This window comes from Ruminiclostridium cellobioparum DSM 1351 = ATCC 15832 (assembly GCF_000621505.1).
Lineage (GTDB): Bacteria > Bacillota > Clostridia > Acetivibrionales > DSM-1351 > Ruminiclostridium > Ruminiclostridium cellobioparum.
In genome coordinates this window covers 35,419-59,363 of record NZ_JHYD01000025.1, presented here as the reverse complement: position 1 = coordinate 59,363, position 23,945 = coordinate 35,419, and the positions used below count along the sequence as shown (strand labels likewise).

The window sequence follows — 23,945 nt, the reverse complement described above, 5'->3', positions numbered from 1 at the left end:
GTGAAAAGAAACATGGCAAAAGATAGATTCCTGCTTATAAAGGCTTGGAGTTATGTACTGTGGGGTGATATAGACCATGTATTGGGTCATCTTCTCATAGCTGAAATTACAGACAGGATCCCTGTGGTATATTGGCCTACCCACTGTCTTAACAACGGCTTTGTACAGACAAACGGCTTTGAGCTGTATTTCGAGCCAATAAACAGCTATTCCATATTTGATCTGGCCCATCCCCAATATACCTATTATCCCCCCATATGGGATTCCGACAATCTTTTGGTCGACGATAATACAAAGGATACCTGGACCTTCCGCAATGTAGGGGATATATTGGGGAGCAAGGCCAATGTGGTGGTGGGAGATGTTTATTACAATGTCTACGAACTTATTCCCTTTATAAAGAAAAATCACGCTGCTTATGGAATGTCTGTTGAACAGGTATATCATTATCTTTTCAATAAATATATAAGAATAAAGCCCGATATTAATATGGAGATACAGGGCTTTTACAATTCCTGGCTGAAGGACGGCCATCCCGCCCTTGCCGTGCATGTCAGAAGAGTCAATGAAGAGCTGGTTTTTGATACAAGAGATGCCGACAAATTTGACAACCAGTACTGGAATAAAGTATACACAAAGGAAAAAAAAGAATCGGACAGAATTGACGAAAAAGTGGTTAAGTATTTGAAAAAAGGTAAACACAAGGAGCCTAACAAAGCTTATCACAGGGATATCCAAAAGCTGATCGAAAAGTACAATATAAAAAGGATATTTCTTCTTACCGACTGCCAGGAGACCTTGAAGGAATATATAAGAATGTATGGTTCCAGAATAGTTTATACCGATTGCAAACGTTTATCCGCCGATCAGGAGCTCACCTACATGGAAAACCCCATGGTTAAGAGAAGACGGGGTATAGAGGTGGTAAAGGATGCATATATTGCGGCAAAATGCGATTTTTTTATCGGCAATGATTTTTCGCACCTTTCACATGCTGTTACCCGTATGAAGGATTGGCCTTCAAGAAATATGAAGCTGCTTTACTGGGTGTACAGGAAGAGAAAATATCCCATTAATGCAAGGCTTGTTGTGAGGAAGGAAAATGTATTTCTGAGCTTTCTCAAGAGACTTTTCGGCAAAAGGGTTTCTCAAGAAGGAGGTTACTTCAATGCCAGGTGAAAAATTTTTACTTATAAAATCCTGGGGCTGCGGTTTTTGGTCCGATGTGGACCACGTAGCGGGGCAGCTTCTGGTTGCGGAAATTACCAATCGCATTCCGGTAGTGTATTGGGGTACAAACAGTCTATATGGGGAATCCTTCAAAACCAATGCCTTTGAGCTATACTTCGAACCTTTATCGGACTATACCCTGAATGATGTTGTAAAACCGGAATACTCCTATTATCCACCGGTATGGAGCTTTGACAATATTATTGTCGAGGACCTGGATAAGGTGGCCTGGACTTACAGAAATCTGGGAGAAATGATCAATAGCGATGCAGATGTTGTTGTGAGCGATATCCATTATTTTGTGCGTCCCATAATTAATTTTATTCCAAAGGATCACTGGGCATATGGTATGACGGCACATGAAATATACAGATACCTCTTTGATAAATATTTCAGGCTGAAACCTGATATAGAGGATGAAATAGAGGAGTTTTACAATAACAAAATGAAGGACAGCAGTCCTCTGCTGGCCATTCATATAAGAGGCGGCGACAAGGTTCGCGAGGTGGAGAACCTCTCACATCTTAATAAACAATATCACAAAAAAATACAGGAATATATAAACAGGTACAATATTGAAAAGCTGCTCCTGCTTACCGATTGTAAGGAGATCGTCGACAATTTCGAGGACCGCTATGGTTCAATGGTAGTATATACCGACTGCAGAAGGGGACTTATCAATGCTACGGGAGACGCACCCCATTTGCAGGATTACAGTGTTAAGCGGCGTAAGGGCATAGAAATAATAAAGGATACTTATCTTGCGGCCAAGTGTGATTTCTTTATCGGAAACGGTTATTCAAATGTATCATATACCATAAAACGCTTGAAAGACTGGCCCGAGGAAAACATAGTCCTCTTTTACAGAGATCTGAAAGGGGAAATGAAATTGGCTAAAAAGCGTGTGAAGGCCGAAGGGAACAGGAGAGCCAGGGAAGCAGCGGGCCATAGATTGGGGTATCCGGAATTTTACGGGGGTGTTAATACTTATGTCGACTAATAGATTTCTTCTTATAAAAGCTTTGGGTAACAGCCTGTGGGGTGAGGTTGACCATGTCATGTGCCAGATCCTGGCGGCAGAATTGACAAACAGGATACCTGTGGTTTATTGGGGCATGGAGAGTCTCTACAGCGGGTCCCTGACTACAAATGGATATGAATTATTCTTCGAACCTGTTTCGGAATATACCTTCCACGATATGGCACGCAGAGAATATACCTATTATCCTCCTGTGTGGAAGGTTGAAAATGTACTGGCGGAGGATACCGACCGGCTGAGGATGGAAAACCGCGATCTGAAAAGTATCATGAAAAGTGATGCAAATGTAGTTGTAAGCGATATATATTATCCCGTCAGGGCTTTGCTGCCATGGATAAAAAGTGACCATTGGGCATATGGGAAAACTCCCCATCAGATATACCGCAGGCTTTTCGATACCTATTTGAAACTCAAGCCCGAAATAACAAAGGAAATTAAGAAATTTACAAATACCAATCCCAATTTCAGGGATGAAAAGCCCATCATCGGCGTACATGTCAAGGGAAGTGCCATAGTAAATGAAGTGGCCCAGCTGTATGACCTGAATGAATTTTACAAGCCAAACATATGGCAGTTTATCGTCAGGTATAATGCGAGACATTTATTCGTAATAACCGATTCGAACAAAATATTCAATCAATATAAAAAATTGTACGGGAAAAATGATATGCTCATATACACCGACAGCAAGAAGGTTCCCCTCAAGGAAAGAATTGCAACCTGTCTGCTGGACTATCCCAACAAAAGGCATAAGGGAGTTGAGCTGGTGAAGGACACCATAGAAATAATCAAGGACACCTATCTGGCCGCACAGTGTGATTTCTTCATTGGAAACGGTTATTCCAACCTGTCAAACACTGTGATGAGACTCAGGGACTGGCCCGATACAAACATCAAGCTGTTGTATTAACGGATGTATTGCTGCAGGCCGCGAGGCGCGAGGATAAATTCAATTAGAATCAACTGGTAACGCGAGGACAACTTCATGAAATAGGATGCACGGTTAAAAACAATTTATCGCAATTGTTTTGGGTGCGTCCTATTTCATGAAGTAAGTACGGAAGTTACCAGTTGATAAAGAAGTTACACAGGTAAAGCAAATATAAATGGAAATATTACTTTTTTACGGTCAAACTGTCTAATAGTTTTATGTCTGCATTGATTTTGGACTTTACATTATTAAGTCTGCTGGTAAGTTCATTATATTTGGCAATATTGGTGCTGTCTGTTTTAATATCTTTTAAGCTCTTTTCAACTGCATTGACTTTTTTTGATAACGCATTCAATTTACCTTTGGTACCATTTACAAAACCGGTAAGGTTCACTCCTTTACAGGTTTTAACAGCAGTTCCTGTTGTTGTTCCGGTTACGGCAGCAGTGCTTCCCTCGGTATTGGCATTTATGTATGCATTAATTTGTTTGGAAAGTTTATCAACCTTTGTTTCAACTTTTATAACTCTTTTATCTACAGAGTCCAGCTTTCCGTTTTTCTTTGCAATTTTTGCCGACTCTTTTTCACTGCCTTTTTTACTGTCTTTTTCATTACTTTTTCCATTACCTTTTGTCGAATCCTTATTTACTGGCTTTTTTTCGGAGAGCATCTCCACCTTTTTACAATTGCCGTTGCCTGTGCTCTGAGGTTTTGCGGACACTGTAAAGGTTACCGACCATAGGACAGTTACGGCAGTGAATACTGCCAGGAATTTGCACAATTTTTGTTTCATGAATTACCTCCCTGAGTTTAGTGTTAATATATATTTCGGCGGGAAGGGCCAAAAAACGGGGGTGGTTCTTTAGAATTCGCATCAAAGATAAATATGCGGCATGGTTCCACTTTATACGGCTCCTTCGTATTATATATTATCCGGCTAAAACATTATTTTGGAGGAGTATGAAATGGATACAAAGGAGAGCAAATATGTCAGTTATATAAAGGACCGATATCCCCAGCTTGATATTTCAAAGGTTGAATGCAATTTTACCGATGGGATGCATGGAGATATTGTTATAGTCAATGAAAAAGATGTCTTTAAATTCGCCAGGTATGATTGGAGTGCCGGGTACATAGAAAATGAGGTCAATATCATTAAATTAATAGGCAGGGATTTCAGCATATATGTGCCAAAAGCCGAACCTGTAGAGAAAGGGATTGCCAGATTCAATTACATAAAAGGTGAACCTCTGTATAGAAACACTTTATTTCAATTGGGAAACAGGATGCAGGAAATGGTTGCCGAGCAGCTTGCAATGTTCCTGAAGCAGCTGCATTCCATTCCGCTCAAGGCCGAAAGAATTAAAAACCTGTCCGAATGTCAGGCCACCATGTCACAGGAGGAGTGGCTTACAAAATTTGAAGAGATAGAGAGGAAGGTTTTCCCATACTGCGACAGCTATTCAAAAGAATATTACAGGCAAATTTTCAGGCCCCTTCTGCAGGATGAGAGATTCATGGATTATCAGCCGGTACTTATTCATGGAGACCTGATGCCATATCACATTATATTCAATAAAAATACAAACCGGATAAGCGGGATCATAGATTTTGGTTTGTCGGGGCTGGGGGACCCGGCCTACGATGTGGGAATTCTCCTGGACAATTACGGAGAGACCTTTGTAAAAAGGATGAGCAGGTATTATAAAAGCATTATTTCCTACCTTGACAGGGCAAGGTTTTATGCCTTTGTAAATAACCTGTTATGGGCGGAGTCAGTCTCCGATATGCTTGTCACAAGGGATTTCACCAACTTCAGAATTCCTGCAAAGGACAGGGATATCATGCCCATCGGTACCAGATGGTTTGATATAAAGGGGTAATAAAATCATATTATTTTACAATTGGGAATATATATTTAGTATGAAAGAAGATTAGGAGTGGGACGTATGAACTATACCCCTGAGGAATTAAGAAGTATTTGTCTCAAAAGATCGATTTTCGATGGTTATAACAAAAAACAGGTTAATAATTTACTTTCCTTGATTGATGAAGATTACTCCAGAGTAATAAAAGAAAATGAAGAAATGAAAAGCAAAATAAACAGTCTAAATGAAGCAATACAGCATTACAAAATGCTTGAAGAATCACTCCAGCATTCAATTCTGGTGGCGCAGCATACAAGTGAACAAATTAAGGTAAACGCATGTGAAAAGGCAAGGCTTATTACCAGCGAAGCTGAAATAAATGCAACTAAACTGCTGGAAGCCGCAAACCTGGAAATAGTAAAGTCAAAAGGAAAGCTGGAGGAGATAAAGTCTGAAATATTTTCTTTTAAATCCAAGACTGAGGCACTGCTCCAGGCACAGATGGAAATTCTGAAGCAAATATCCATCGAATAGAGAGCAGCTTATTCAAGGTATTTGCCGAAAAACAAACAACATAAAGGTCAATCTTACAGATTGAAACGGTTTTGAGGCAGTGTCGCCATTGCCTCTGTTTTTTATTTGCCGGGCATTAATTCAATACGGCATTTAATTTTCTTCTTTTGAAAGCACATGCTTCAAATAATATTCATATTCCAGTCGCAAGCCTTCTTCCATATCAATTTGAGGTCTCCAGCCTGTCTGTTGTATCCTGGAATTATCAATAACCCGCCTCGGGGTACCGTCCGGTTTTGCAGCGTCAAAAATAATATCGCCCTTGTAGCCGATAACTTTTTTTATGGTTTCGGCCAGGTCCCTTATGCTTATCTCTTCTCCCGAGCCTATATTTATGAACTCATTTCCGGCATAGGTCAGCATTAACTTCAGGCAGGCCCGGGCCATATCATCCACATACAGGAATTCCCTCAAGGGAGTACCGGTGCCCCAAAGGACGACCGAGGGCCTTTCTTCAAGCATTGCCCCGTGCAGTTTGATAATCATGGAGGGAATTACATGGGCATTATAAATATCAAACCTGTCGTTTACCCCATATAGACTTGCAGGCATAGCACAGATATATTTTGTACCATATTGCCTGTTATAGGACTGACACATTTTTATTCCTGAAATTTTAGCCAGTGCATAGGCTTCATTCGTGGGCTCCAGCGGACCGGTGAGAAGATATTCCTCCTTTATAGGCTGGGGGCAGGTTTTGGGGTAAATGCAGGAACTCCCCAGAAACATCAGTTTTTCAACGTTATACTTGAAAGAGCTTTTTATAACGTTGCATTCTATAAGCATATTTTCCATAATAAAATCTGCCGGATATGTATTGTTGGCATGTATTCCGCCTACTTTGGCAGCAGCTGTAAATACATATTCCGGTTTTTCTGTCCTGAAAAAATCATCTGTGGCTGCCTGATCGGTCAGATCCAGCTCACTGTGCGATCTGTAAATGATATTTTTATATCCGTTGTGCTCAAGGCATCTTACAATAGCGGATCCCACCATACCGGTATGCCCCGCAACATAAATCCTACTTTCACTATTCATATCGATCTCCATCCCCATAAAAAGTATTGTCAACCTTTAAGATCACTTTCAACCATCAATTTGACCAGTTCTTCAAACGACACCTTCTGAGCCCAGTTTAACTTGCTGTTTGCTTTTGAAGGATCTCCCAGCAGCAGGTCCACTTCGGTAGGCCTGAAAAGCTTGCTGCTGACATTGATCAGCTCCCTGCCTGTATCGCCGTCCATACCTTTTTCCATAATGCCATGTCCCTCCCATCTCAGATTTATTCCCACATGTTTAAAGGCCAGTTCGCAGAATTCCCTTACAGTGTGAGTTTCACCTGTTGCAATGACAAAATCCTCGGGAATGGGCTGCTGCATTATCAGCCACATTGCTTCCACATAATCCCCGGCAAAGCCCCAATCCCTTTTGGCATCAAGATTGCCCAGCACCAGCCTGTCAAGTTTACCCTTCAAAATGTCTGCAATGCCAAGAGTAATTTTTCTTGTTACAAAGGTTTCACCTCTTCTGGGGGATTCATGGTTAAAAAGTATCCCGTTGCAGGCAAAAAGATCATAAGCTTCGCGGTAATTGACCGTTACCCAGTAAGCATAAAGCTTTGCAGCCGCGTATGGACTTCTGGGACAAAATGGCGTATTCTCATTCTGGGGAATTTCCATTACCTTTCCGAACAATTCACTGGAAGAGGCCTGGTAAAACTTGATATCAGGCTTTATTTCCTTTATGCATTCCAACAGCCTTAAAGCTCCAAGTCCATTGGCGTCGGAAGTATATTCGGGTACATCGAATGAAACTTTAACGTGACTTTGGGCACCAAGATTATAAATCTCATCAGGTTGAATCTGGTATATCAATTTGCTCAGGTTTCCTGAATCGGTCAAATCACCGTAGTGTATAAACAGGTTGGGATTTGCACCGGAATCCTGGAGCAAATGATCTATCCGCCCGGTATTCAAGGAACTGCTTCGGCGTACAATACCATGTACTTCATAGCTTTTATCTAACAAAAACTCAGATAGATATGAACCATCCTGTCCGGTTATACCCGTTATTAAAGCTTTCTTCATGCATACAACTCCTTGTCGATTTAATAATGACAGCCGAACTGCTAAAAAAAGTTATTGTTAATTATGACATTCCCGGCTAGTAACATAATATGTGACCCCCAATGATTATGGAACTGCGCAGCAGGTGAAAATATCGGTATCATTTATGAGTAACATTGAATCAAATGACATTTGTCATATTAACTTCTGATTTCAGGCACTTAAGTATGACATCAGAATTAAGTACAATATTAATAAAGAGATGGCTGTCAAAAAATATGGAGGTTTAACTATGATAGTGAGTGTGAAGAATCTGGTAAAAAGATACGGGGAGCTTGTGGCGCTGGATCATTTATCCTTTGATGTAAAAGAAGGTGAGATATTCGGACTTTTGGGACCTAACGGCTCAGGCAAGACAACGGCTATAAACTGCATCCTTTCTCTGCTGTATTATGACAAGGGAGAGATAAATCTGTTTGACAGGCCCATGGCCCCCGACGCATATGATATAAAACGTGATATAGGGATTATAATGCAGGATGTTGCCGTTTTCGAAGAACTTACGGTCTATGAAAATATTGATTATTTTTGCAGCCTGTATGTAAGGGACAGGGAAAAGCGCAGGAAACTTGTTGAAGAGGCCATAGATTTTGTAGGATTGAATGACTATAGGAAGTTTCACCCGAAGAAACTGAGCGGAGGCCTGCTGCGCCGCCTGAATATTGCCTGTGGCATAGCACATAAGCCCAGACTGATAATATTGGATGAACCTACGGTTGCAGTTGACCCTCAAAGCAGAAACAACATTCTGGACGGAATAAAAAAGCTTAATGAAGACGGTGCAACAGTTATATATACCTCACACTATATGGAAGAGGTTGAACAGCTTTGCAGCCGGATCATGATAATGGATAAGGGCAGGGTTATTGCAAAGGGAAGCAAGGAAGAACTCAAAGGGATGATCAAGCTGGGGGAAAAAATCACAGTTGAGGTATTCGGGCTTGGCAGCAGCAGTCTCAGCGAATTAAAAAAGCTGCCGAATATAAGCATTGTTGAATACAAGGACAAAACCCTTTCCTTGAAATACAACAGGGGAAAGCACAATCTGACCACCCTGCTGGACTTTTTCAGAGAAAATGATATCTCCTTTGGGCGGGTATATTCAGAACTGCCCACATTGAATGATGTTTTCCTGGAAATTACGGGAAAGGAACTCAGAGACTGAGGAAAGGGGCAGGAATATGTTTTTGAATATATTTATTAATAGATTGAAATGCACTGTCAGAGATAAAGAGCTGGTATTCTGGACACTGATATTTCCGCTGGTACTGGCAACCTTTTTCAACCTTGCCTTCTCAGGCATTTCAAAAGCAGAAGTTTTCAATGCGGTGGATATAGCTGTAATTGATAACGAACAGTATCAAAGGGATAATGATTTTAAGAATTTTATAGAGCAGCATTCCAAGGACGACCCGGCTGGTGAGAATGACGTAAAGCTTTTCAATGTAAAGGTGGTATCTCAGAAGGAAGCCGACAAAATGCTGGATAACAATGAAATCGTGGGATATGTGACCTACGGGGAGCCGCTCAGGCTGACTGTAAAGGACTCAGGCTTTGATCAAACCATAGTCAAGGAGATTTTTGATCAATACAGTCAAACTGTAAGCTCGGTAGTAAGCATTGTCAAACAGAATCCTTCCGCCCTTCAGAACGGTTTGGCAGAGGATATCGGCAAAAGCCGGGAGTTTACAAGAGAAGTCCGGATCGGTACAAAAGGCAAGCCTGATACCACCGTAAACTACTTTTATACATTGATAGCAATGTCCTGCTTCTACGGTGCCTTCTTTGGATTGAAGGAAGTAACCGACATACAGGCTAATCTGACAAAAAGGGCTGCAAGATTAAACGTTGCTCCGGTTCATAAATTAAAGGCTCTGTCAGCCGGGCTGCTTGCCGGTATAATGGTCTCATTTGCTGAAATCCTGCTTCTGTTGTGTTATCTGATATTCGGTTTGAAAATAGACTTTGGAAATCAGACCGGGTTTATTATTTTGACAAGTTTTGCAGGCTGCGCAGCCGGTATAAGCTTTGGAGCTTTAATAGGTTCGGCCAACAAAAAAGGGGAAGGCGTTAAAGTTGCAATTCTCATTGTCTCCACCATGTCAGCTTCATTTCTGGCAGGTATGATGTTTGATAAAATGAAATACATTGTCCAGCAGAATGTGCCGGTACTGTCATATATTAACCCTATAGCACTTATAACAGACGCTTTCTATTCTTTGTATTATTATGATACCCATACAAGATTTTTCGTTAATATAGGTTTGCTGAGCGGCTTTACCGTACTGTTCTGCCTGGCGACCTATTTGAGAATAAGGAGGCAGAAGTATGACAGTATTTAAAACCTATTTTAGAATCATAAAAAAGCAGAGTACTCAATTATCGATATATATTGTAATATTTTTAGCTCTGGCAATATTGTTCTCATTTATCGGCAATGACACAAGCGCTGAAACCTTCACACAGTCCAAAGCCAAGGTGGCATTTATTAACCAGGGCCAGGATACGGTTCTGCTGCAAGGCTTAAAGGATTATTTGGGGGAGCATTCCATCTTCGTAGAACTTGGTAACAATACAGTTGAATTACAGGATGCTTTGTTCTTTAGGGAAGTTGAGTATATAGCCGGAATACCTGCTGATTTCACAAAGGATTTCATGTCGGGGAAGGCTGTGGGAATTGATAAAACAACTGTTTCAGGCTCCATAAGCGGTATTTATACCGACATATTGGTGAATAAATACCTGAATACGGCCAGACTATATATTAATAATTATAAGGGCATTACACAGGAGGAACTGGTTAAACAGGTCGGCAAGGATCTGGCTGTTGAGACAGATGTGGAGATGAAGGTGTTTGAGGGCAAGGCAGAAGATGCCAGCGCTGCCAGATCCTTTTACAACTTTATGCCCTATGTTTTGATCAATATTATTGTACTGGGTGTAAGCTCTATAATGATGGTATTTAATGATGTAAAGCTCAAGAGGAGAAACCTGTGTTCACCTTTAAGCAATACTTCGGTGAATATGCAAATTCTTCTGGGCAACATTGTTTTCTCAGTTTCGCTCTGGGCATTACTGGTTATAATAAGCGTTATATTATACAGACAGGATATGTTTAAAATGAATGCGTTATTTTTTTGTATAAACTCTCTGGTGCTGACATTTACGATACTAAGTATGAGTTTTCTTGTAGGTATCCTGATTAGGAGCAGAAATGCCCAATCAGGTGTTTCCAACATTTTATCCCTTGGAATGTGCTTTTTGACCGGAGTGTTTGTGCCGCAGGAGTTTCTGGGGGAAAATGTACTTTCTATAGCAAAATTTATACCTACGTATTGGTATATCAAGGCTAATAAGGCAGCAAGCAATTTGACCAACTTCAATTTTGACAATATGGGCCCTATAATCTCATACATGTTGATAGAGCTTGGCTTTGCGGTAGCCATAACATCGGTGGCGCTTGTGATGAGCAAAAGGAAACAGCTGAAGGGAGTTTAAAAAGCTTTTAGGGCTTGCTATAATTTTGCACCGGTGATAAACTGGTATAAAATTATACGATGATATGTTTTTAATGAGGATTTTATGATATTGATTGATTTTTTAAAAATAAATAGCTGCCCGTGCCCAGGTTAGCATTTGCATCTTGAATTTCATAAGGTGCAAGTGCTTTATCTGCGATATCAATTTCTTAAGTCACAAGAGAATTTGAAACCGGGCAGTGCGGGGTGCTTGATCAGTAAAATAACCATCGCTGTACAGCTTATGTACAGCGATTTTTGTCTTTTAAATTACTTTTAGGAAAGGATTGTTTCTATGTTATTAAGCAGACTTTTAGGAGAAAGGCTGAAGGAAAAACCGGGAGAGGCAAGTATTATAAGTCATGTATTCCTGCTGAGGGGCGGGTATGTGCGCCAGGTTGCAAACGGGATATATTCGATGCTTATGCCTGCCAGAAGAATTTCAAGGAAAATTGAGAATATAATCAGGGAAGAGATGGATAGAATCGATGGTCAGGAGGTGCTCTTTCCGGTTGTATTGCCGGCTGAACTATGGCAGGAGTCCGGAAGGTTTGAAAGCATCGGCAGTGAGCTGATGCGTATGAAGGACAGATCGGGCCGGGATATGCTGCTGGGGATGACCCATGAGGAAGCGGCGGTTCATCTGGCAAGAAGTGAGGCAATGACCTATGCAAAATACCCGTTTATGATATATCAGATTCAGACCAAGTTCCGTGATGAACCCAGATCCAGAGGCGGACTTATACGCGTCAGGGAATTTACCATGAAGGATGCCTATTCCTTTCACACTTCCCAGGAAGATCTGGAGCTTTACTATAACAAGGTATTCGACTCCTATCATAAAATATTTGAGAGAGCCGGCCTTCCGCAGGTGGTTTCCGTTGCATCCGACACGGGAATGATGGGAGGAAATGTGGCACATGAATACATGCTGCTGGCTGAGTCGGGAGAAGACTCCATCATAGTCTGTGACAGCTGTGACTATAGAGCAAATATGGAGGTGGCAGCTTCAAAAACAGTTTGCAGGAGCGGTGAAGACAGCCAAACAGCCGGGGATGCCGGAATGGATCAGCAAATAGAAGAGGTTTATACTCCTGACATGAAAAGTATAGATGATATATGCCGGTTTCTGAAAGTAGAAGCTGCAAAGCTTATAAAAGCCACGGTATTTTCAGTTGAAAACAGTAAAAAGCCTCTGATTGTGTTCATACGAGGAGATTTGCAGGTGAATGAGGCAAAGCTTAAAAGGGTGGTAAAGGCAAATGTATTTCCATATGATGAACGTGTGGACGGCAATTGCGGAATCTGCTTTGGTTTTATAGGAACCCGGGGAATTGACACAAAGAACAATACAATTCTCTTCGATGAATCCCTTAAGGGCCAATTCAATATGGTAACAGGTGCAAACAAAGCTGATTATCATTTAATAGGCATTAATGTAGAAAGGGATATCAGACCTGAGAGTTATGTGGAAGTTGCAAAGGTCAATGAAGGGGATACCTGTATTAAGTGCGGAGGCAGGCTCTCGGTGAAGCGCGGCATCGAGGTGGGCAACATATTCCAGCTGGGTACCAAATACACAGAAAGCATGAACATGGCCTATACCGACAATGACGGCAGACAGAGACACCCGGTCATGGGCTGCTATGGCATTGGAATAGGAAGACTTTTGGCCTGTATAATTGAGGCACACCATGACGACTGCGGCCCTATCTGGCCGAAGAGTATAGCTCCCTGGCAGATACACATATGCATGATAAATAAGAAAAATGATGATGTCAGGAAAACTGGTTTTGAAATGTATGACAAACTTTCCCGCAGGTATGAAGTTATCATGGATGACAGGGACGTGCAGGCGGGCATTCAATTTGCAGATGCAGATCTTCTTGGAATACCGCTGAGATTGATAGTCAGCAGCAGAAATCTGGAGCAGGGAGAGGTAGAAGTTGTATCAAGAGATAAAACACTCAGGGAAAAGGTCCGGCTGGAGGAGCTGGAGAGCTTTTTGGAAAAAGTGGTATAGAAAAAAACTTCGTAGAAAAGCGGCAAAATAGCCCACGTGAGGCGTGTTGTAAATTGTCAACAGAGGGTAATATATCAATAAACAACATAGAAAGGTTCCACTATGTATACCAGAAACGAACAATTCATGCTTAAGGCATTAAGACAGGCCGAATTGGCTTTTTCAAAAGGTGAGGCTGCCGTTGGAGCGGTCATCGTCAAGGACGGAGTGATAATATCAAGAGGGCATAATAAAAAGGAAGCCCGGCTTGATGTAACTTCACATGCCGAAATAGAAGCCATAAAAAAAGCGGCAAAAAAACTTGGCACATGGAGGCTGGATGGCTGTGATATGTATGTAACACTGGAGCCCTGCCCAATGTGTGCAGGAGCTGTCATTCAGTCCAGAATCAGAACTCTCTATATAGGTGCCATGGACAACAGGGCAGGGGCGGCAGGTTCTGTGGTGGACCTTTTCAGAATTCCCCGGTTCAATCACAGAGTCGATGTGGTTATAGGACTGCTTCACGAACAGTGTACAGAATTACTCAAAAAGTTTTTTGTGGAATTGAGACAAAAGTAAAGATAAAGTATATTGCATGAATAAAGAGGGTATAAATACATTACCTATAAAGAAATATAAAATAAAAACCGCATGGACAGGATGGTATACTTATGATAAACAGGAAGCTTATTACAAGGGAACAGGCCGTGAGGGCAATTGAAACCGGAGAATTCGGAAATGATATACTTACTTCAAAGCCCAGGGTTGTTATTATTCTTACCCAGGACTGGTGCCCCCAATGGCATGATATGAGAGGCTGGCTTTATGGGCATGACACCAGGGAAGACATTGATATATATGAACTGGAATACAATAAAACGGACTTCTTTGATGAGTTCAGAAATTTCAAGGAAAACCGGCTGGGGAATGATACCATCCCGTACGTGAGATTCTACAAAGAGGGAGTTCTTTACAGGGAATCAAACTATATCAGTGAAGGACAGTTTTTTGAAATACTGAGTATGTAGACAGATAATAAAACAAAAGCGTTTCAAACCGACAAAGGGTTTGAAACGCTTTTTGTGTCTTTATGCATATTAATTAAAACAAACTCCGGTCTTACTCAGCCGGATAATCAGCTTTGGTTCTGTTGCTTTCAGCCTTTCCTGCGCTGGTAATACTGATATACACACTGCCTGAGGCTGTTCCCAGCTGGGAGATTACAACGGTTCCCGTTGTGCTGCCCGAGGCTACGGTGGCTGAACCGAGAAGGCTTCCGCCTGCAGCAGCAGAGTAAACATTGATAATATCTCCGCCGTTAAGGTTTGTTACGGTTACCGTATCCGAAGTACCGGTTGGATTATTGCTTACGCTTATGTAACCTGCGTAGGGTTCATTGGTTGTCTGCTCCGAAACGTATTCGGCTTCGGTTCTCTTACTCTCTGTCTTACCCTTTGAAGTTACTGAAACATATACACTGCCTGCCGACTCACCCAACTGCTTAACTGTGATTTTTACCTGATCACTTCCGGAAGAGGCTGTTGCCGATCCCAGAAGCTCTCCGCCGGATTCCGAATCATAAACCTTGACCTTGTCACCGGCTGTCAGACCCGATACCTGGATTATATCCGACAAAGTCACATTATTTGTTATGTAAATATTGCCTGCATACGGTGCGGTTGACCTGCTCTCAGCAACATAACCCGCCTCTGTTCTGACGCTTTCAGTCTTACCCTTTGTAATAACTGAGACATATACAGTCCCGGCAGCCGAGCCGAGGTCCTCAACAGATACCGTTGCTTCGGTCTTATTATTGGCAACCGACGCATTACCCAGCAGGTTTCCGCCGACAGCACTGTCATAAACCTTTACAACGTCACCGGATAACAGATTATATACGGTAATAGTATCATTAATGTCTACATTATTAACTATGTAAATATCTCCGATATATGGTGCCATAGTGCTTGTTTCGGATATATATTCGGCTTTTGTCAGACTGCTTTCTGCCCTGCCGTAATTTGTCACTGATACATAAACTTTTCCTGCTGCTGAGGTAAGCTGTGTCACCGACATGGTTGCCATACTGCTTCCGGGAGGAACCGTGGCGGCGCCTATGAGGTTTCCGTTGGAAGCGGCATCATATACCTTGACAACATCGGTATCATTTAATCCCTTCACAGTTATTGTATCGGCTATACCAGCATTATTCACAATGAATATGTTGGATGCCAGAGGTGCCGTCGATTCGGCCTCGTATTCCACTGCGGTTCTGGCACTTTCACTCCTGCCGTAGTTGGTAACGGTAATATAAATCTTACCTGCACCGGTACCCAGCTGTGATATATTGGCCGCAGCCGCCAGAGTATTCTCATCTGCAACTGCCGTTGCAAGTCTCGTACCGTCGGTTTCGGAATTGTAAATCTTAATGGTATCATATGCCAGAAGCCCGGTAACGACTATTGTGTCCGACATGCCGGAATTATTTGTTATTTTGACATTGCCGGCAGCAAGGGGCTCCGAAGCGCTCTCCTTTGTGTAGGAGATGGCGGCTCTGCCGCTCTCGGTTTTTCCTTTGGTCGTTACCGAAATATAAACAACTCCGTCGTTTACGCCCAGCTGAGTTATTGAAATAGTAGCCTCGGTACTGTCGGCCGGAACTGTAGCAGTGCCGATAGGATTACCGCCGGTAGCCTGGGTGTATACTTTGATTACTGCATTGGGTTCCATTCCGAATACGGTTATGGTATCGGCAAAGCCAACATTATTGTATATTTCTACATTGGATGCATCAGGAGGAGTTGATGCCGCCTTCGCCTCATAGGTGACCTTGGCTCTATTACTTTCCAGCTTTCCGGGAGTGGTTACCGTGATATAAACATCTCCTCCGGTATCGCTCAATTGTGAAACCGATATGGTGACCTCTGAATTGTAGGTGGCTACAGTCCCTTTACCCAGCAGGGTTCCGCCTGATTCAGCGCTGTATATGCTTACAACATCATTATCCTTTAATCCGCCTACTGTTATTGTACTGGCTATACCGTAATTGTTGGCAACCGACACTTTTGCAGGATCGGGAGAAGTGGAGGCTTCCTCGGCCTTGTATGCCGCGTCTGTTCTCTCTCCTTCAGCTTTATTCACACTTGTTACAGTCACATATACTTTACCTTCGGCAGTGCCCAGCTGTGCTATCTCCACAGTTGCTTCAGTACTTGAAGCCGCTACTGTGGCTGAACCCAACAGGTTGCCGCCTGAAGACAGGGAGTACACTTTAACCACGTCGCCCGGTGTCAGACCTGTAACCCTTACGGTATCGGCAGAACCGGCATTATTAGTAACTGTGATGCGGGAACTGTCCAGTTTGCCTGAAACAGGCTCGGCATCGTAGTCGGCGGTAATTCTCTTACTCTCAGCCTTGTTTGTGCCTGCAACCGTGACATATACTTTACCGGCTGCGGTACCCAGCTGTGTTATTGTTACTGTGGCTTCAGAGCTATAGGTTGTCACGGTTGCCGAACCGAGCAGGTTTCCTCCTGTTTCGGCGGAATAAACCCTGACCACATCTCCTGCTGTCAGGCCGGTGACTCTGACAGTATCGGCAGCACCCGAATTATTATTTATAGTAATGTTATTACTATCAGGCTCAGTAGATTTACCCTCGTCGGAATAATCCGCTTTGGTCCTGTTGCTTTCCAGCTTGCCTGAGCTTGTTACAGTTATATAAACAGAGCCCTTGGCAGATCCAAGCTGTGTTACGGTTATAGTAGCATCTGTACCTGCTGCAGGAACTGTTGCACTTCCCAGGAGGATTCCCTGATTCTGGGCACTGTAGGCCTTGACAACATCTTCGGGACTCAAGCCTGAGACATAGATGGTATCAGGTGTACCCGATATATTATTTGTAACAACTATTTGAGATTCACTCAAATCAACAGATGAAGCTTCTCCGGTGTAAGTCACTTCTTTTCTGGCACTTTCCGATTTATCGGTGCTGGATACGGTTACAAATACGCTTCCGGCACCCTTGCCCAACTGCGGAATGCTGACAGTAGTATCGGTTGATCCGGCTGCTACCGTTGCTGATCCCAGAAGTGTACCTCCCTGCAGGGAATCATATACTTTTACCACATCTCCTGCGGATAATCTTGTAAAGTAAACAGTGTCGGCTTTGCCTGCATTGTTTGTCACAGTGATGTTGGAGGAATCCACATCGACATAGACACTCTCTGCCTTGTAGTCTGCTTTGGTTCTTTTGCTTTCAGCTTTTCCGGTGCTGGTTACGGTTACATATACACTGCCTGCTGCTGTGCCAAGCTGTGCTATGCTTACCGTAACATCTGCCGCTGAGCTTGCTACAGTGGCAGTTCCGATGATGTTGCCCTGCGAAGGTGCGTTATAGATTCTTACAATATCTCCCGGAGTAAGGTTGCTTACATATATAGTATCTGCTTTTCCAACATTGTTTGATATTGAAATATTGTTAATATTTGGCTCTGTCGAAGTTCCTTCGGCACTGTAATCGATTTTCGTCCTGCCGCTTTCCTGGGCACCGGGCTGGGTGATCGTTAAATAAACCGAGCCTCCGGCAATACCAAGCTGTGAAATAGTCACTGTCGCATCGGTCTTTGAGGTTGCAACCGTCGCAGAACCCAACAGAGATCCTGAGGCTGGCGCATTGTAAACCTTGATCAAGGTACCCTCTGTTAAACCGGTGACATATATTGTGTCAGCCGCTCCGGAATTATTGGTTACAGTTACCGAGTTTGAATCCAGCGAATTGGATTTTGACTCTGCAAGGTACTCTGCCGGGACTCTGGAGCTTTCCAGTTTCCCCGAGGTTGTAATGGATACGTAAACCGAACCACTATCAGTTCCAAGCTGTGAAATTGATATGGTGACATCGGTAGCTGATTTGGCAACCGTTGCACTTCCCAGCAGATTTCCTGTGTATTCTGCATCATACACCTTGACCACATCGCCGCTTACAAGGCCGGAAACATATACGGTATCGGCTTTGCCCACATTGTTGGTGACAGTTATATTGGACGGAGCTATATCTGTAGAAGAGCCTTCCTGCGAGTAGCTGATTTTGACTCTTTGGCTCTCATTCCTTCCGGCATTGGTAACAGTTACATAAACTACACCTGAGGAAGAACCCAACTGAGGTATTGATACTGTGGCTTCATTTCCTGAGGAAGTTACTGTTGCCTGGCCAAGCAAACTACCTTTGGTTTCTTTATTGTATACCTTTACAACATCGCTTGGGGACAGTCCGGTAACGTATACCGTGTCAGCTTTTCCCGAGTTGTTGGTAACGGTGATAAATCCTGAATTCGGTTTTTCGGAAGCCAGCTCACCTTCAAATTCTACTGGTACCGACGAACTTTCAGCAAGCTCCTTGCTTGTGACGGTAATGTATACAATTCCTGCGTCAACACCAAGCTGAGGCACGGATATTGTTGCATCGTAGGCTGAGGAACCCACAGTTTTAGTTGCCAGAACCTTGCCGCTGTCGTTATATATTTTTACGACATCGCCGGCGCTGAGGCCGGGGATATAAACGGTGTCGGCACTTTTAGCGTTATTGTTTATTACTATGTTGTCAGGATCAAGAGGTGCTGAGGCCGGCTCGGCTTTAAAAGGGACTTCTGTTCTTTTACTTTCCAGATAGCCTTTGCTTGTTACTGTTACATATACAGAGCCTTCTGCACTGCCAACCTGAGGTACTGTTATTGTGACATCGGAACCTGATGTGGAAACAGTTTTACTGCCCAGCAGTTTTCCTCCGGTCTCTGCACTGTAGACTTTAATTACATCTCTTGGGGTAAGCCCTGAGACATAAATAACGTCTGATTTTTGAGCGTTATTTGTTATTGTCACGGCTTTAGGATCGATAGCACCGGACCTTGGCTCGGCAGGGTAGTCGGCTTTTGTCCTGCCGCTTTCGGTATTTCCCTTTTCAATTACCGATATATAAAGACTTCCCTCGTCAGTACCGATTTGAGGAACTGATAAGGTAATCTCGGACTTGCTCTTAGAGACCGTTCCATAGGTCAGGATCTTATTTCCGGTTGAGGCCGTATATACTTTGACCAAAGTACCGGGATCAAGTCCGAATATGTAAATAGTATCCGATTTTCCTGTGAGATTGTTGGTTATGATTATATTGCCTGCCGCAGGAGCGGGGGACGCAGCAAATACCTTCTGAACGTTCAGAGATAGGTTTGCAAGCACCAATGCTATAACCATAATGATTGATAGAATTCGTTTCATTAGATATTGGTCTCCTTTTCAGAAATTACGCTTTTGTAGATAAAAAAGTCATGGTTACTGACATTTTCCTTAGTTATATCGGCAAAACAGGGCTGATATATTAGTGAAAATTGCAAATGAAATATATATTATAATGTAAGAGAGTGTAAGAAAAGAAAAACTTCAAAATAATTTATAGCAATATGATATAAAACATGAAAAAGGTACTTGAAACTGGTCAGAAAACATTAAGGGTGTGTTGTTGACGGTAAAAAAAATAGATGCTATAATTATTTCAAATATAGGATTTACAGCTTTTTCAAGTTTTTTATGGACTGAAAAGAGACAATTAAATTAATTGATCGATGAAGGAAGTAAGATGTATTGAATTCGGGTCAGAGAGTCAGCGGATGGTGCGAGCTGATACGACAGGTACATGTATAACTCGTTCCGGAGGACTGCTGCCAAAATGATATTTTATCACGGTAGGCGGCAGCGGCGGCTACGATATAGCCCGGACACAGGCGCGCGCCGGAGATGTCCACTGAGAGTGCAGTCTTTTTATAGATTGCATTAAATCAGGGTGGTACCACGGAGGAATTATCCCTCGTCCCTGCATATTGCAGAGCCGAGGGTATTTTTATATCTAAATCTCATTTTAAAATCGCCATAACATCATTCCGGGGGTTGGCCGGGATCAAATATTGATACCGGGTGGTGTGTTGGGAGTAACTTTGGGTAACTTTGGGTAATAATGAAAGAAGTATTAATAGAAGGAGGACCGGGAATGAAGCTGACAGGTGCACAGGCTATGGTAAAAGCATTGGAACTTGAAGGAATAAATATAATATTTGGTTATCCGGGAGCAGCAATCTGTCCATTTTATGATGCTCTGCTGGATTCGGAAATAACACATGTGCTGACCAGAAATGAACAGGGTGCTGCTCATTCTGCCAGCGGGTTTGCAAGGGTTACAGGCAAGCCCGGTGTCTGTGTGGCAACCTCAGGGCCCGGGGCCACGAATCTGATAACGGGAATAGCCACCGCATATTCCGACTCCATACCCATGGTTGCTATCACAGGGCAGGTATCCCTGGAACTGATCGGAAGGGATGTTTTTCAGGAGGTTGATACAACGGGAGCAACAGCACCCTTCTGCAAGCACAACTATCTCGTAAAGGATGTACGGGAGCTGCCGAGGATTATTAAAGAAGCCTTTCACATAGCTTCAACAGGAAGGCCCGGACCGGTGGTAATCGATGTTCCGGTGGATATACAGACACAAAAGCTGGATTTTAACTATCCGGAAATAGTGGAAATAAAAGGCTATAAACCAAATTACAAGGGACATCCCCAGCAGATAAAAAGAATTGCCGAAGCAATCTCAAAATCCAAAACACCGGTTATTTGTGCCGGCGGCGGTGTTGTGACTGCAGAAGCCACAGATATAATGACCTCTTTTGCTGAAAAGTGCGGTATACCGGTGGTAACAACACTTATGGGGATAGGGGCCATAGAGGGAGATCATCCGCTGAACCTGGGAATGCTGGGGTCCCATGGGGTGTTTGCCGCAAATTACGCAGTAAACAGAACCGATCTGCTTATATTGATAGGTGCCAGAGTGGGGGACCGCGCTTTGGGTACAGCTGAAAAAATTGCCGAGAAGGCTAAAATAATTCATATAGATATTGATCCTGCCGAGATTGGAAAAAATGTAAGTACTGCCATTCCGGTGGTAGGAGATGCAAAACTCATCCTGGAAGCTCTCAGCAGTGTGATACAACCCGGAGATACCTCCGATTGGGTGAAGGAAGTGAAGAGAGTCAAGGCGGAAAAGCTTGAGAAGCCCAAAGCCGGTGACAAGGATACTGTCAATCCGAGGCTGGTAATAAGCCTGCTCTCAGAAAGGCTCGATACTTCGGCCATCCTTGCGACAGAGGTGGGACAGAACCAGATATGGGCTGCAAATAATTTCACCGCTAAAAGGCCCGGAGCATTTATAACCTCCGGCGGTCTGGGAACAATGGGGTACGGTTTGCCGGCTGCAATAGGTGCAAAGCTGGGCAGCCCGGACAGTACAGTGGTTATCGTCGGCGGTGACGGCAGTTTCCAGATGTCAATGCCTGAAATGGGGACCATAAAGCAAAGTAAAATAGGTATCAAAATACTGATTTTGAATAATTCGAGGCTTGGGATGGTACGCGAGATACAGAAAAACAAATATAACAGGAGATATTCCCAGGTGTTCATGAATGACAATCCTGATTTTGTAAAACTGGCCGAAGCCTATGGCTTCCAGGCTGAAAAGATCACGGCTGATTCCCAGATAAACGCGGCATTGGACAGATTTCTGGCAGATGACAGTACTTATTTGCTGGAGTGTATTGTTGATCCGGATGAGCCGACTATTTAGCGTATATAAGCGTATAGAATTTTCTTGATGAGGAGGAATGAAGATGGCAAAGCACACACTATCGGTACTGGTTGAAAACCGTTCGGGAGTTTTGTCCAGAGTAGCCGGCCTGTTCAGCAGGAGGGGCTTCAATATTGACAGCCTTGCGGTTGGAGTGACCGAAAACCCGGAGGTTTCAAGAATGACAATAGTTGTAAACGGTGATGAATACACTGTTGAACAGGTAAGCAAGCAATTGAACAAACTGATTGATGTCATAAAAATCAGAGAGCTGGAAAACTCTGATTCGGTCAGCCGTGAACTTGCCCTGATAAAAGTTAATGCCACAGCGGCGACAAGATCGGAAATTATACAGATAGTCGAGATATTCCGTGCAAAGATCGTTGATGTATCAAAAAATACGTTAACAGTGGAGATTTCGGGCTCTACCGACAAGGTGGAAGCTCTGGAGGATATGCTCAAGCAGTTCGGAGTAAAGGAAATAGTCCGTACGGGGACAATTGCCATAGAAAGAGGTAACAAATATATAAAAGCCGGAAACACCGAAGAATAGCCAAAATCCTCACATACCGGACGGAATGCTTTAAGTGCCTGAATACTTCGCCGGTATAATGGGTTTAAAAATATAAATACTTGCAGTGTTTAAATTGTAATATAAAAACTAGGAGGTAAGTTAAAATGGCAAGAATGTACTACGATAGCGACTGTAATTTGAAGTTACTGGAAGGTAAAACCGTGGCGGTAATAGGATATGGAAGTCAGGGACACGCACATGCGCAGAACCTTAAGGATAGCGGAGTTAATGTTATAGTGGGTCTGACTCCGGATTCGGCGAGAAGAAAGCAGGTAGAGTCCGACGGCTTAAAGGTTTATGATACTGCTGCCGCCGCTAAAATGGCCGATGTCATAATGATATTAATACCTGATGAAAAGCAGAAGGCAATGTACTATGAAAGCATTGCTCCAAACCTGGAAGAAGGCAATATACTTATGTTTGCCCATGGCTTCAACATCAATTTCAACCAGATCATACCGCCGGCTGATGTCGATGTTATAATGGCCGCTCCAAAGGGCCCGGGACATACGGTAAGGAGCCAGTACAGGGAAGGAAAAGGCGTTCCTGCATTGATAGCAATAGCTCAGGATGCATCAGGCAAGGCAAGGGATTACGCGCTCGCTTATGCGGCAGGTATAGGAGCAGGAAGGGCAGGAATACTTGAAACTACCTTCAGGGAAGAGACAGAAACAGATTTGTTCGGTGAACAGGCTGTGCTTTGCGGAGGAGTTACCGAGTTGATGAAAGCGGGCTTCGAAACACTTGTAAATGCCGGCTATCAGCCTGAAATTGCCTACTTCGAATGTGTGCATGAAATGAAGCTTATAGTAGATCTCATAAATCAGGGCGGTTTTGCTGAAATGAGATACTCAATCAGTGACACAGCCGAGTATGGCGATTATGTCACAGGTAAGAGAATAATCACTGAGGAAACCAGAAAAGAAATGAAGAAAGTACTTAAGGAAATCCAGGACGGAAAGTTCGCTACAAACTGGGTCACTGAAAACAATGCAGGCGGAAGGGCGAATTTCCTTGCCATGAGAAGGAATGAAGCAGAACATCAGGTGGAAAAAGTAGGCGCAGAACTCAGAAAGATGATGAGCTGGCTGAAGAAATAAACATATAGAGATGGAAAAATTCCATTAAAATTTTATTAATTTTTGTTGTTGAAAAAATCTAATAATACAGCAAGTACGCGAGTGTAGCATATATAAATGGGAAGCTTAATTAAAATAGGTGCATGGATTAGTAGGCGAGAACAGCAAAGTAGCCGGAAAACCTGCACGACGCTGGTTTTAGCTTTACTATGAGCCAGGATGGCGAATGTAAGCGACGGCTAATTTGGCCTGTTATAAGCCTTTACTAATACGAGCATCTATTTTGTAAGCAATCCATTTATATATGTCTGTACGGAAGTACTTGTTGTATAAAGGG

18 protein-coding genes are annotated in these 23,945 nt (G+C 43.0%); 14 read left to right on the top strand and 4 right to left on the bottom strand.

The features are described 5' to 3' along the window. The first annotated feature begins 12 nt into the window (after nucleotides 1-12). The 3 genes from T344_RS0110270 to T344_RS0110260 are packed head-to-tail and all read left to right on the top strand — an operon-like array spanning nucleotide 13 to nucleotide 3,179. Nucleotides 13-1,179 carry an O-fucosyltransferase family protein gene (locus T344_RS0110270; RefSeq protein WP_027628626.1) on the top strand — a complete coding sequence of 389 codons (1,167 nt, stop codon included), beginning with the start codon at nucleotides 13-15 and terminating at the stop codon, nucleotides 1,177-1,179. Beyond that, nucleotides 1,169-2,230, top strand: a complete 1,062-nt coding sequence (locus tag T344_RS0110265) for an O-fucosyltransferase family protein (RefSeq protein WP_027628625.1) — start codon at nucleotides 1,169-1,171, stop codon at nucleotides 2,228-2,230. The genes T344_RS0110270 and T344_RS0110265 overlap by 11 nt, the downstream gene beginning before the upstream one ends. Continuing rightward, nucleotides 2,220-3,179, top strand: a complete 960-nt coding sequence (locus T344_RS0110260; RefSeq protein WP_027628624.1) for an O-fucosyltransferase family protein — start codon at nucleotides 2,220-2,222, stop codon at nucleotides 3,177-3,179. The genes T344_RS0110265 and T344_RS0110260 overlap by 11 nt, the downstream gene beginning before the upstream one ends. A 205-nt stretch (nucleotides 3,180-3,384) precedes the next feature. Here the strand turns inward: T344_RS0110260 and T344_RS0110255 are convergent, their stop codons facing one another. Next, complete coding sequence (locus T344_RS0110255; RefSeq protein WP_027628623.1) at nucleotides 3,385-3,993, bottom strand: hypothetical protein; 609 nt, start codon at nucleotides 3,991-3,993, stop codon at nucleotides 3,385-3,387. Nucleotides 3,994-4,165: 172 nt separating this feature from the next. Between T344_RS0110255 and T344_RS0110250 the strand changes: the two genes are divergently transcribed. Both T344_RS0110250 and T344_RS0110245 read left to right on the top strand, forming a co-directional pair. Continuing rightward, nucleotides 4,166-5,083 carry an aminoglycoside phosphotransferase family protein gene (locus T344_RS0110250; RefSeq protein WP_027628622.1) on the top strand — a complete coding sequence of 306 codons (918 nt, stop codon included), beginning with the start codon at nucleotides 4,166-4,168 and terminating at the stop codon, nucleotides 5,081-5,083. 66 nt (nucleotides 5,084-5,149) lie between these two features. After that, nucleotides 5,150-5,602: a DivIVA domain-containing protein gene (locus tag T344_RS0110245; protein WP_027628621.1), complete on the top strand. Its 453-nt coding sequence runs from the start codon at nucleotides 5,150-5,152 to the stop codon at nucleotides 5,600-5,602. A gap of 132 nt (nucleotides 5,603-5,734) precedes the next feature. On the opposite strand, the gene T344_RS0110240 is transcribed toward T344_RS0110245, so the two are convergent. Both T344_RS0110240 and gmd read right to left on the bottom strand, forming a co-directional pair. Continuing rightward, the gene (locus T344_RS0110240; RefSeq protein ID WP_027628620.1) at nucleotides 5,735-6,679 is read right to left on the bottom strand and encodes a GDP-L-fucose synthase family protein; all 945 of its coding nucleotides are present in this window, start codon (nucleotides 6,677-6,679) and stop codon (nucleotides 5,735-5,737) included. A 29-nt stretch (nucleotides 6,680-6,708) separates the two neighbouring features. After that, nucleotides 6,709-7,728: a GDP-mannose 4,6-dehydratase gene (gene gmd, locus T344_RS0110235; RefSeq protein WP_027628619.1), complete on the bottom strand. Its 1,020-nt coding sequence runs from the start codon at nucleotides 7,726-7,728 to the stop codon at nucleotides 6,709-6,711. 271 nt (nucleotides 7,729-7,999) lie between these two features. Between gmd and T344_RS0110230 the strand changes: the two genes are divergently transcribed. The 6 genes from T344_RS0110230 (at nucleotide 8,000) to T344_RS0110205 (ending at nucleotide 14,318) form a co-directional block, all read left to right on the top strand. Next, a complete protein-coding gene (locus T344_RS0110230) occupies nucleotides 8,000-8,932 on the top strand; it encodes an ABC transporter ATP-binding protein (RefSeq protein ID WP_027628618.1) in 933 nt (310 codons plus the stop codon). A 16-nt stretch (nucleotides 8,933-8,948) separates the two neighbouring features. After that, nucleotides 8,949-10,109 carry an ABC transporter permease gene (locus T344_RS0110225; RefSeq protein ID WP_027628617.1) on the top strand — a complete coding sequence of 387 codons (1,161 nt, stop codon included), beginning with the start codon at nucleotides 8,949-8,951 and terminating at the stop codon, nucleotides 10,107-10,109. Next, on the top strand, nucleotides 10,096-11,265 hold the full coding sequence (locus T344_RS0110220) for an ABC transporter permease (RefSeq protein WP_027628616.1): 1,170 nt from the start codon (nucleotides 10,096-10,098) through the stop codon (nucleotides 11,263-11,265). The genes T344_RS0110225 and T344_RS0110220 overlap by 14 nt, the downstream gene beginning before the upstream one ends. 315 nt (nucleotides 11,266-11,580) lie before the next feature. Then, nucleotides 11,581-13,308, top strand: a complete 1,728-nt coding sequence (locus T344_RS0110215; RefSeq protein ID WP_027628615.1) for a proline--tRNA ligase — start codon at nucleotides 11,581-11,583, stop codon at nucleotides 13,306-13,308. A 102-nt stretch (nucleotides 13,309-13,410) separates the two neighbouring features. Further along, nucleotides 13,411-13,869, top strand: a complete 459-nt coding sequence (tadA, locus tag T344_RS0110210; RefSeq protein WP_027628614.1) for a tRNA adenosine(34) deaminase TadA — start codon at nucleotides 13,411-13,413, stop codon at nucleotides 13,867-13,869. 92 nt (nucleotides 13,870-13,961) lie between these two features. After that, nucleotides 13,962-14,318, top strand: a complete 357-nt coding sequence (locus tag T344_RS0110205; protein WP_027628613.1) for a hypothetical protein — start codon at nucleotides 13,962-13,964, stop codon at nucleotides 14,316-14,318. Nucleotides 14,319-14,409: 91 nt separating this feature from the next. Here the strand turns inward: T344_RS0110205 and T344_RS27990 are convergent, their stop codons facing one another. After that, nucleotides 14,410-19,563: a beta strand repeat-containing protein gene (locus tag T344_RS27990; RefSeq protein ID WP_154669437.1), complete on the bottom strand. Its 5,154-nt coding sequence runs from the start codon at nucleotides 19,561-19,563 to the stop codon at nucleotides 14,410-14,412. A 766-nt stretch (nucleotides 19,564-20,329) separates the two neighbouring features. Here T344_RS27990 and ilvB point away from each other — a divergent pair. The 3 genes from ilvB (at nucleotide 20,330) to ilvC (ending at nucleotide 23,629) form a co-directional block, all read left to right on the top strand. After that, nucleotides 20,330-21,955: a biosynthetic-type acetolactate synthase large subunit gene (gene ilvB / locus T344_RS0110195; protein ID WP_027628612.1), complete on the top strand. Its 1,626-nt coding sequence runs from the start codon at nucleotides 20,330-20,332 to the stop codon at nucleotides 21,953-21,955. A 43-nt stretch (nucleotides 21,956-21,998) separates the two neighbouring features. Further along, entirely contained in the window at nucleotides 21,999-22,508 is a 510-nt protein-coding gene (gene ilvN, locus T344_RS0110190) for an acetolactate synthase small subunit (protein WP_004629443.1), read from the top strand. Nucleotides 22,509-22,633: 125 nt separating this feature from the next. Beyond that, nucleotides 22,634-23,629: a ketol-acid reductoisomerase gene (ilvC, locus tag T344_RS0110185; protein ID WP_027628611.1), complete on the top strand. Its 996-nt coding sequence runs from the start codon at nucleotides 22,634-22,636 to the stop codon at nucleotides 23,627-23,629. Nucleotides 23,630-23,945: the final 316 nt, after the last annotated feature.

Bases quoted from the DNA above. Each gene is read 5' to 3' on its own strand.
- T344_RS0110260 (WP_027628624.1), top strand. From the start codon at position 2,220: ATGTCGACTAATAGATTTCTTCTTATAAAAGCTTTGGGTAACAGCCTG.
- gmd (WP_027628619.1), bottom strand. From the start codon at position 7,728: ATGAAGAAAGCTTTAATAACGGGTATAACCGGACAGGATGGTTCATAT.
- T344_RS0110215 (WP_027628615.1), top strand. From the start codon at position 11,581: ATGTTATTAAGCAGACTTTTAGGAGAAAGGCTGAAGGAAAAACCGGGA.
- T344_RS0110240 (WP_027628620.1), bottom strand. From the start codon at position 6,679: ATGAATAGTGAAAGTAGGATTTATGTTGCGGGGCATACCGGTATGGTG.
- ilvN (WP_004629443.1), top strand. From the start codon at position 21,999: ATGGCAAAGCACACACTATCGGTACTGGTTGAAAACCGTTCGGGAGTT.
- T344_RS0110270 (WP_027628626.1), top strand. From the start codon at position 13: ATGGCAAAAGATAGATTCCTGCTTATAAAGGCTTGGAGTTATGTACTG.
- T344_RS0110265 (WP_027628625.1), top strand. From the start codon at position 1,169: ATGCCAGGTGAAAAATTTTTACTTATAAAATCCTGGGGCTGCGGTTTT.
- T344_RS0110225 (WP_027628617.1), top strand. From the start codon at position 8,949: ATGTTTTTGAATATATTTATTAATAGATTGAAATGCACTGTCAGAGAT.
- ilvB (WP_027628612.1), top strand. From the start codon at position 20,330: ATGAAGCTGACAGGTGCACAGGCTATGGTAAAAGCATTGGAACTTGAA.
- T344_RS27990 (WP_154669437.1), bottom strand. From the start codon at position 19,563: ATGAAACGAATTCTATCAATCATTATGGTTATAGCATTGGTGCTTGCA.
- T344_RS0110245 (WP_027628621.1), top strand. From the start codon at position 5,150: ATGAACTATACCCCTGAGGAATTAAGAAGTATTTGTCTCAAAAGATCG.
- tadA (WP_027628614.1), top strand. From the start codon at position 13,411: ATGTATACCAGAAACGAACAATTCATGCTTAAGGCATTAAGACAGGCC.
- T344_RS0110230 (WP_027628618.1), top strand. From the start codon at position 8,000: ATGATAGTGAGTGTGAAGAATCTGGTAAAAAGATACGGGGAGCTTGTG.
- T344_RS0110255 (WP_027628623.1), bottom strand. From the start codon at position 3,993: ATGAAACAAAAATTGTGCAAATTCCTGGCAGTATTCACTGCCGTAACT.
- ilvC (WP_027628611.1), top strand. From the start codon at position 22,634: ATGGCAAGAATGTACTACGATAGCGACTGTAATTTGAAGTTACTGGAA.
- T344_RS0110250 (WP_027628622.1), top strand. From the start codon at position 4,166: ATGGATACAAAGGAGAGCAAATATGTCAGTTATATAAAGGACCGATAT.
- T344_RS0110205 (WP_027628613.1), top strand. From the start codon at position 13,962: ATGATAAACAGGAAGCTTATTACAAGGGAACAGGCCGTGAGGGCAATT.
- T344_RS0110220 (WP_027628616.1), top strand. From the start codon at position 10,096: ATGACAGTATTTAAAACCTATTTTAGAATCATAAAAAAGCAGAGTACT.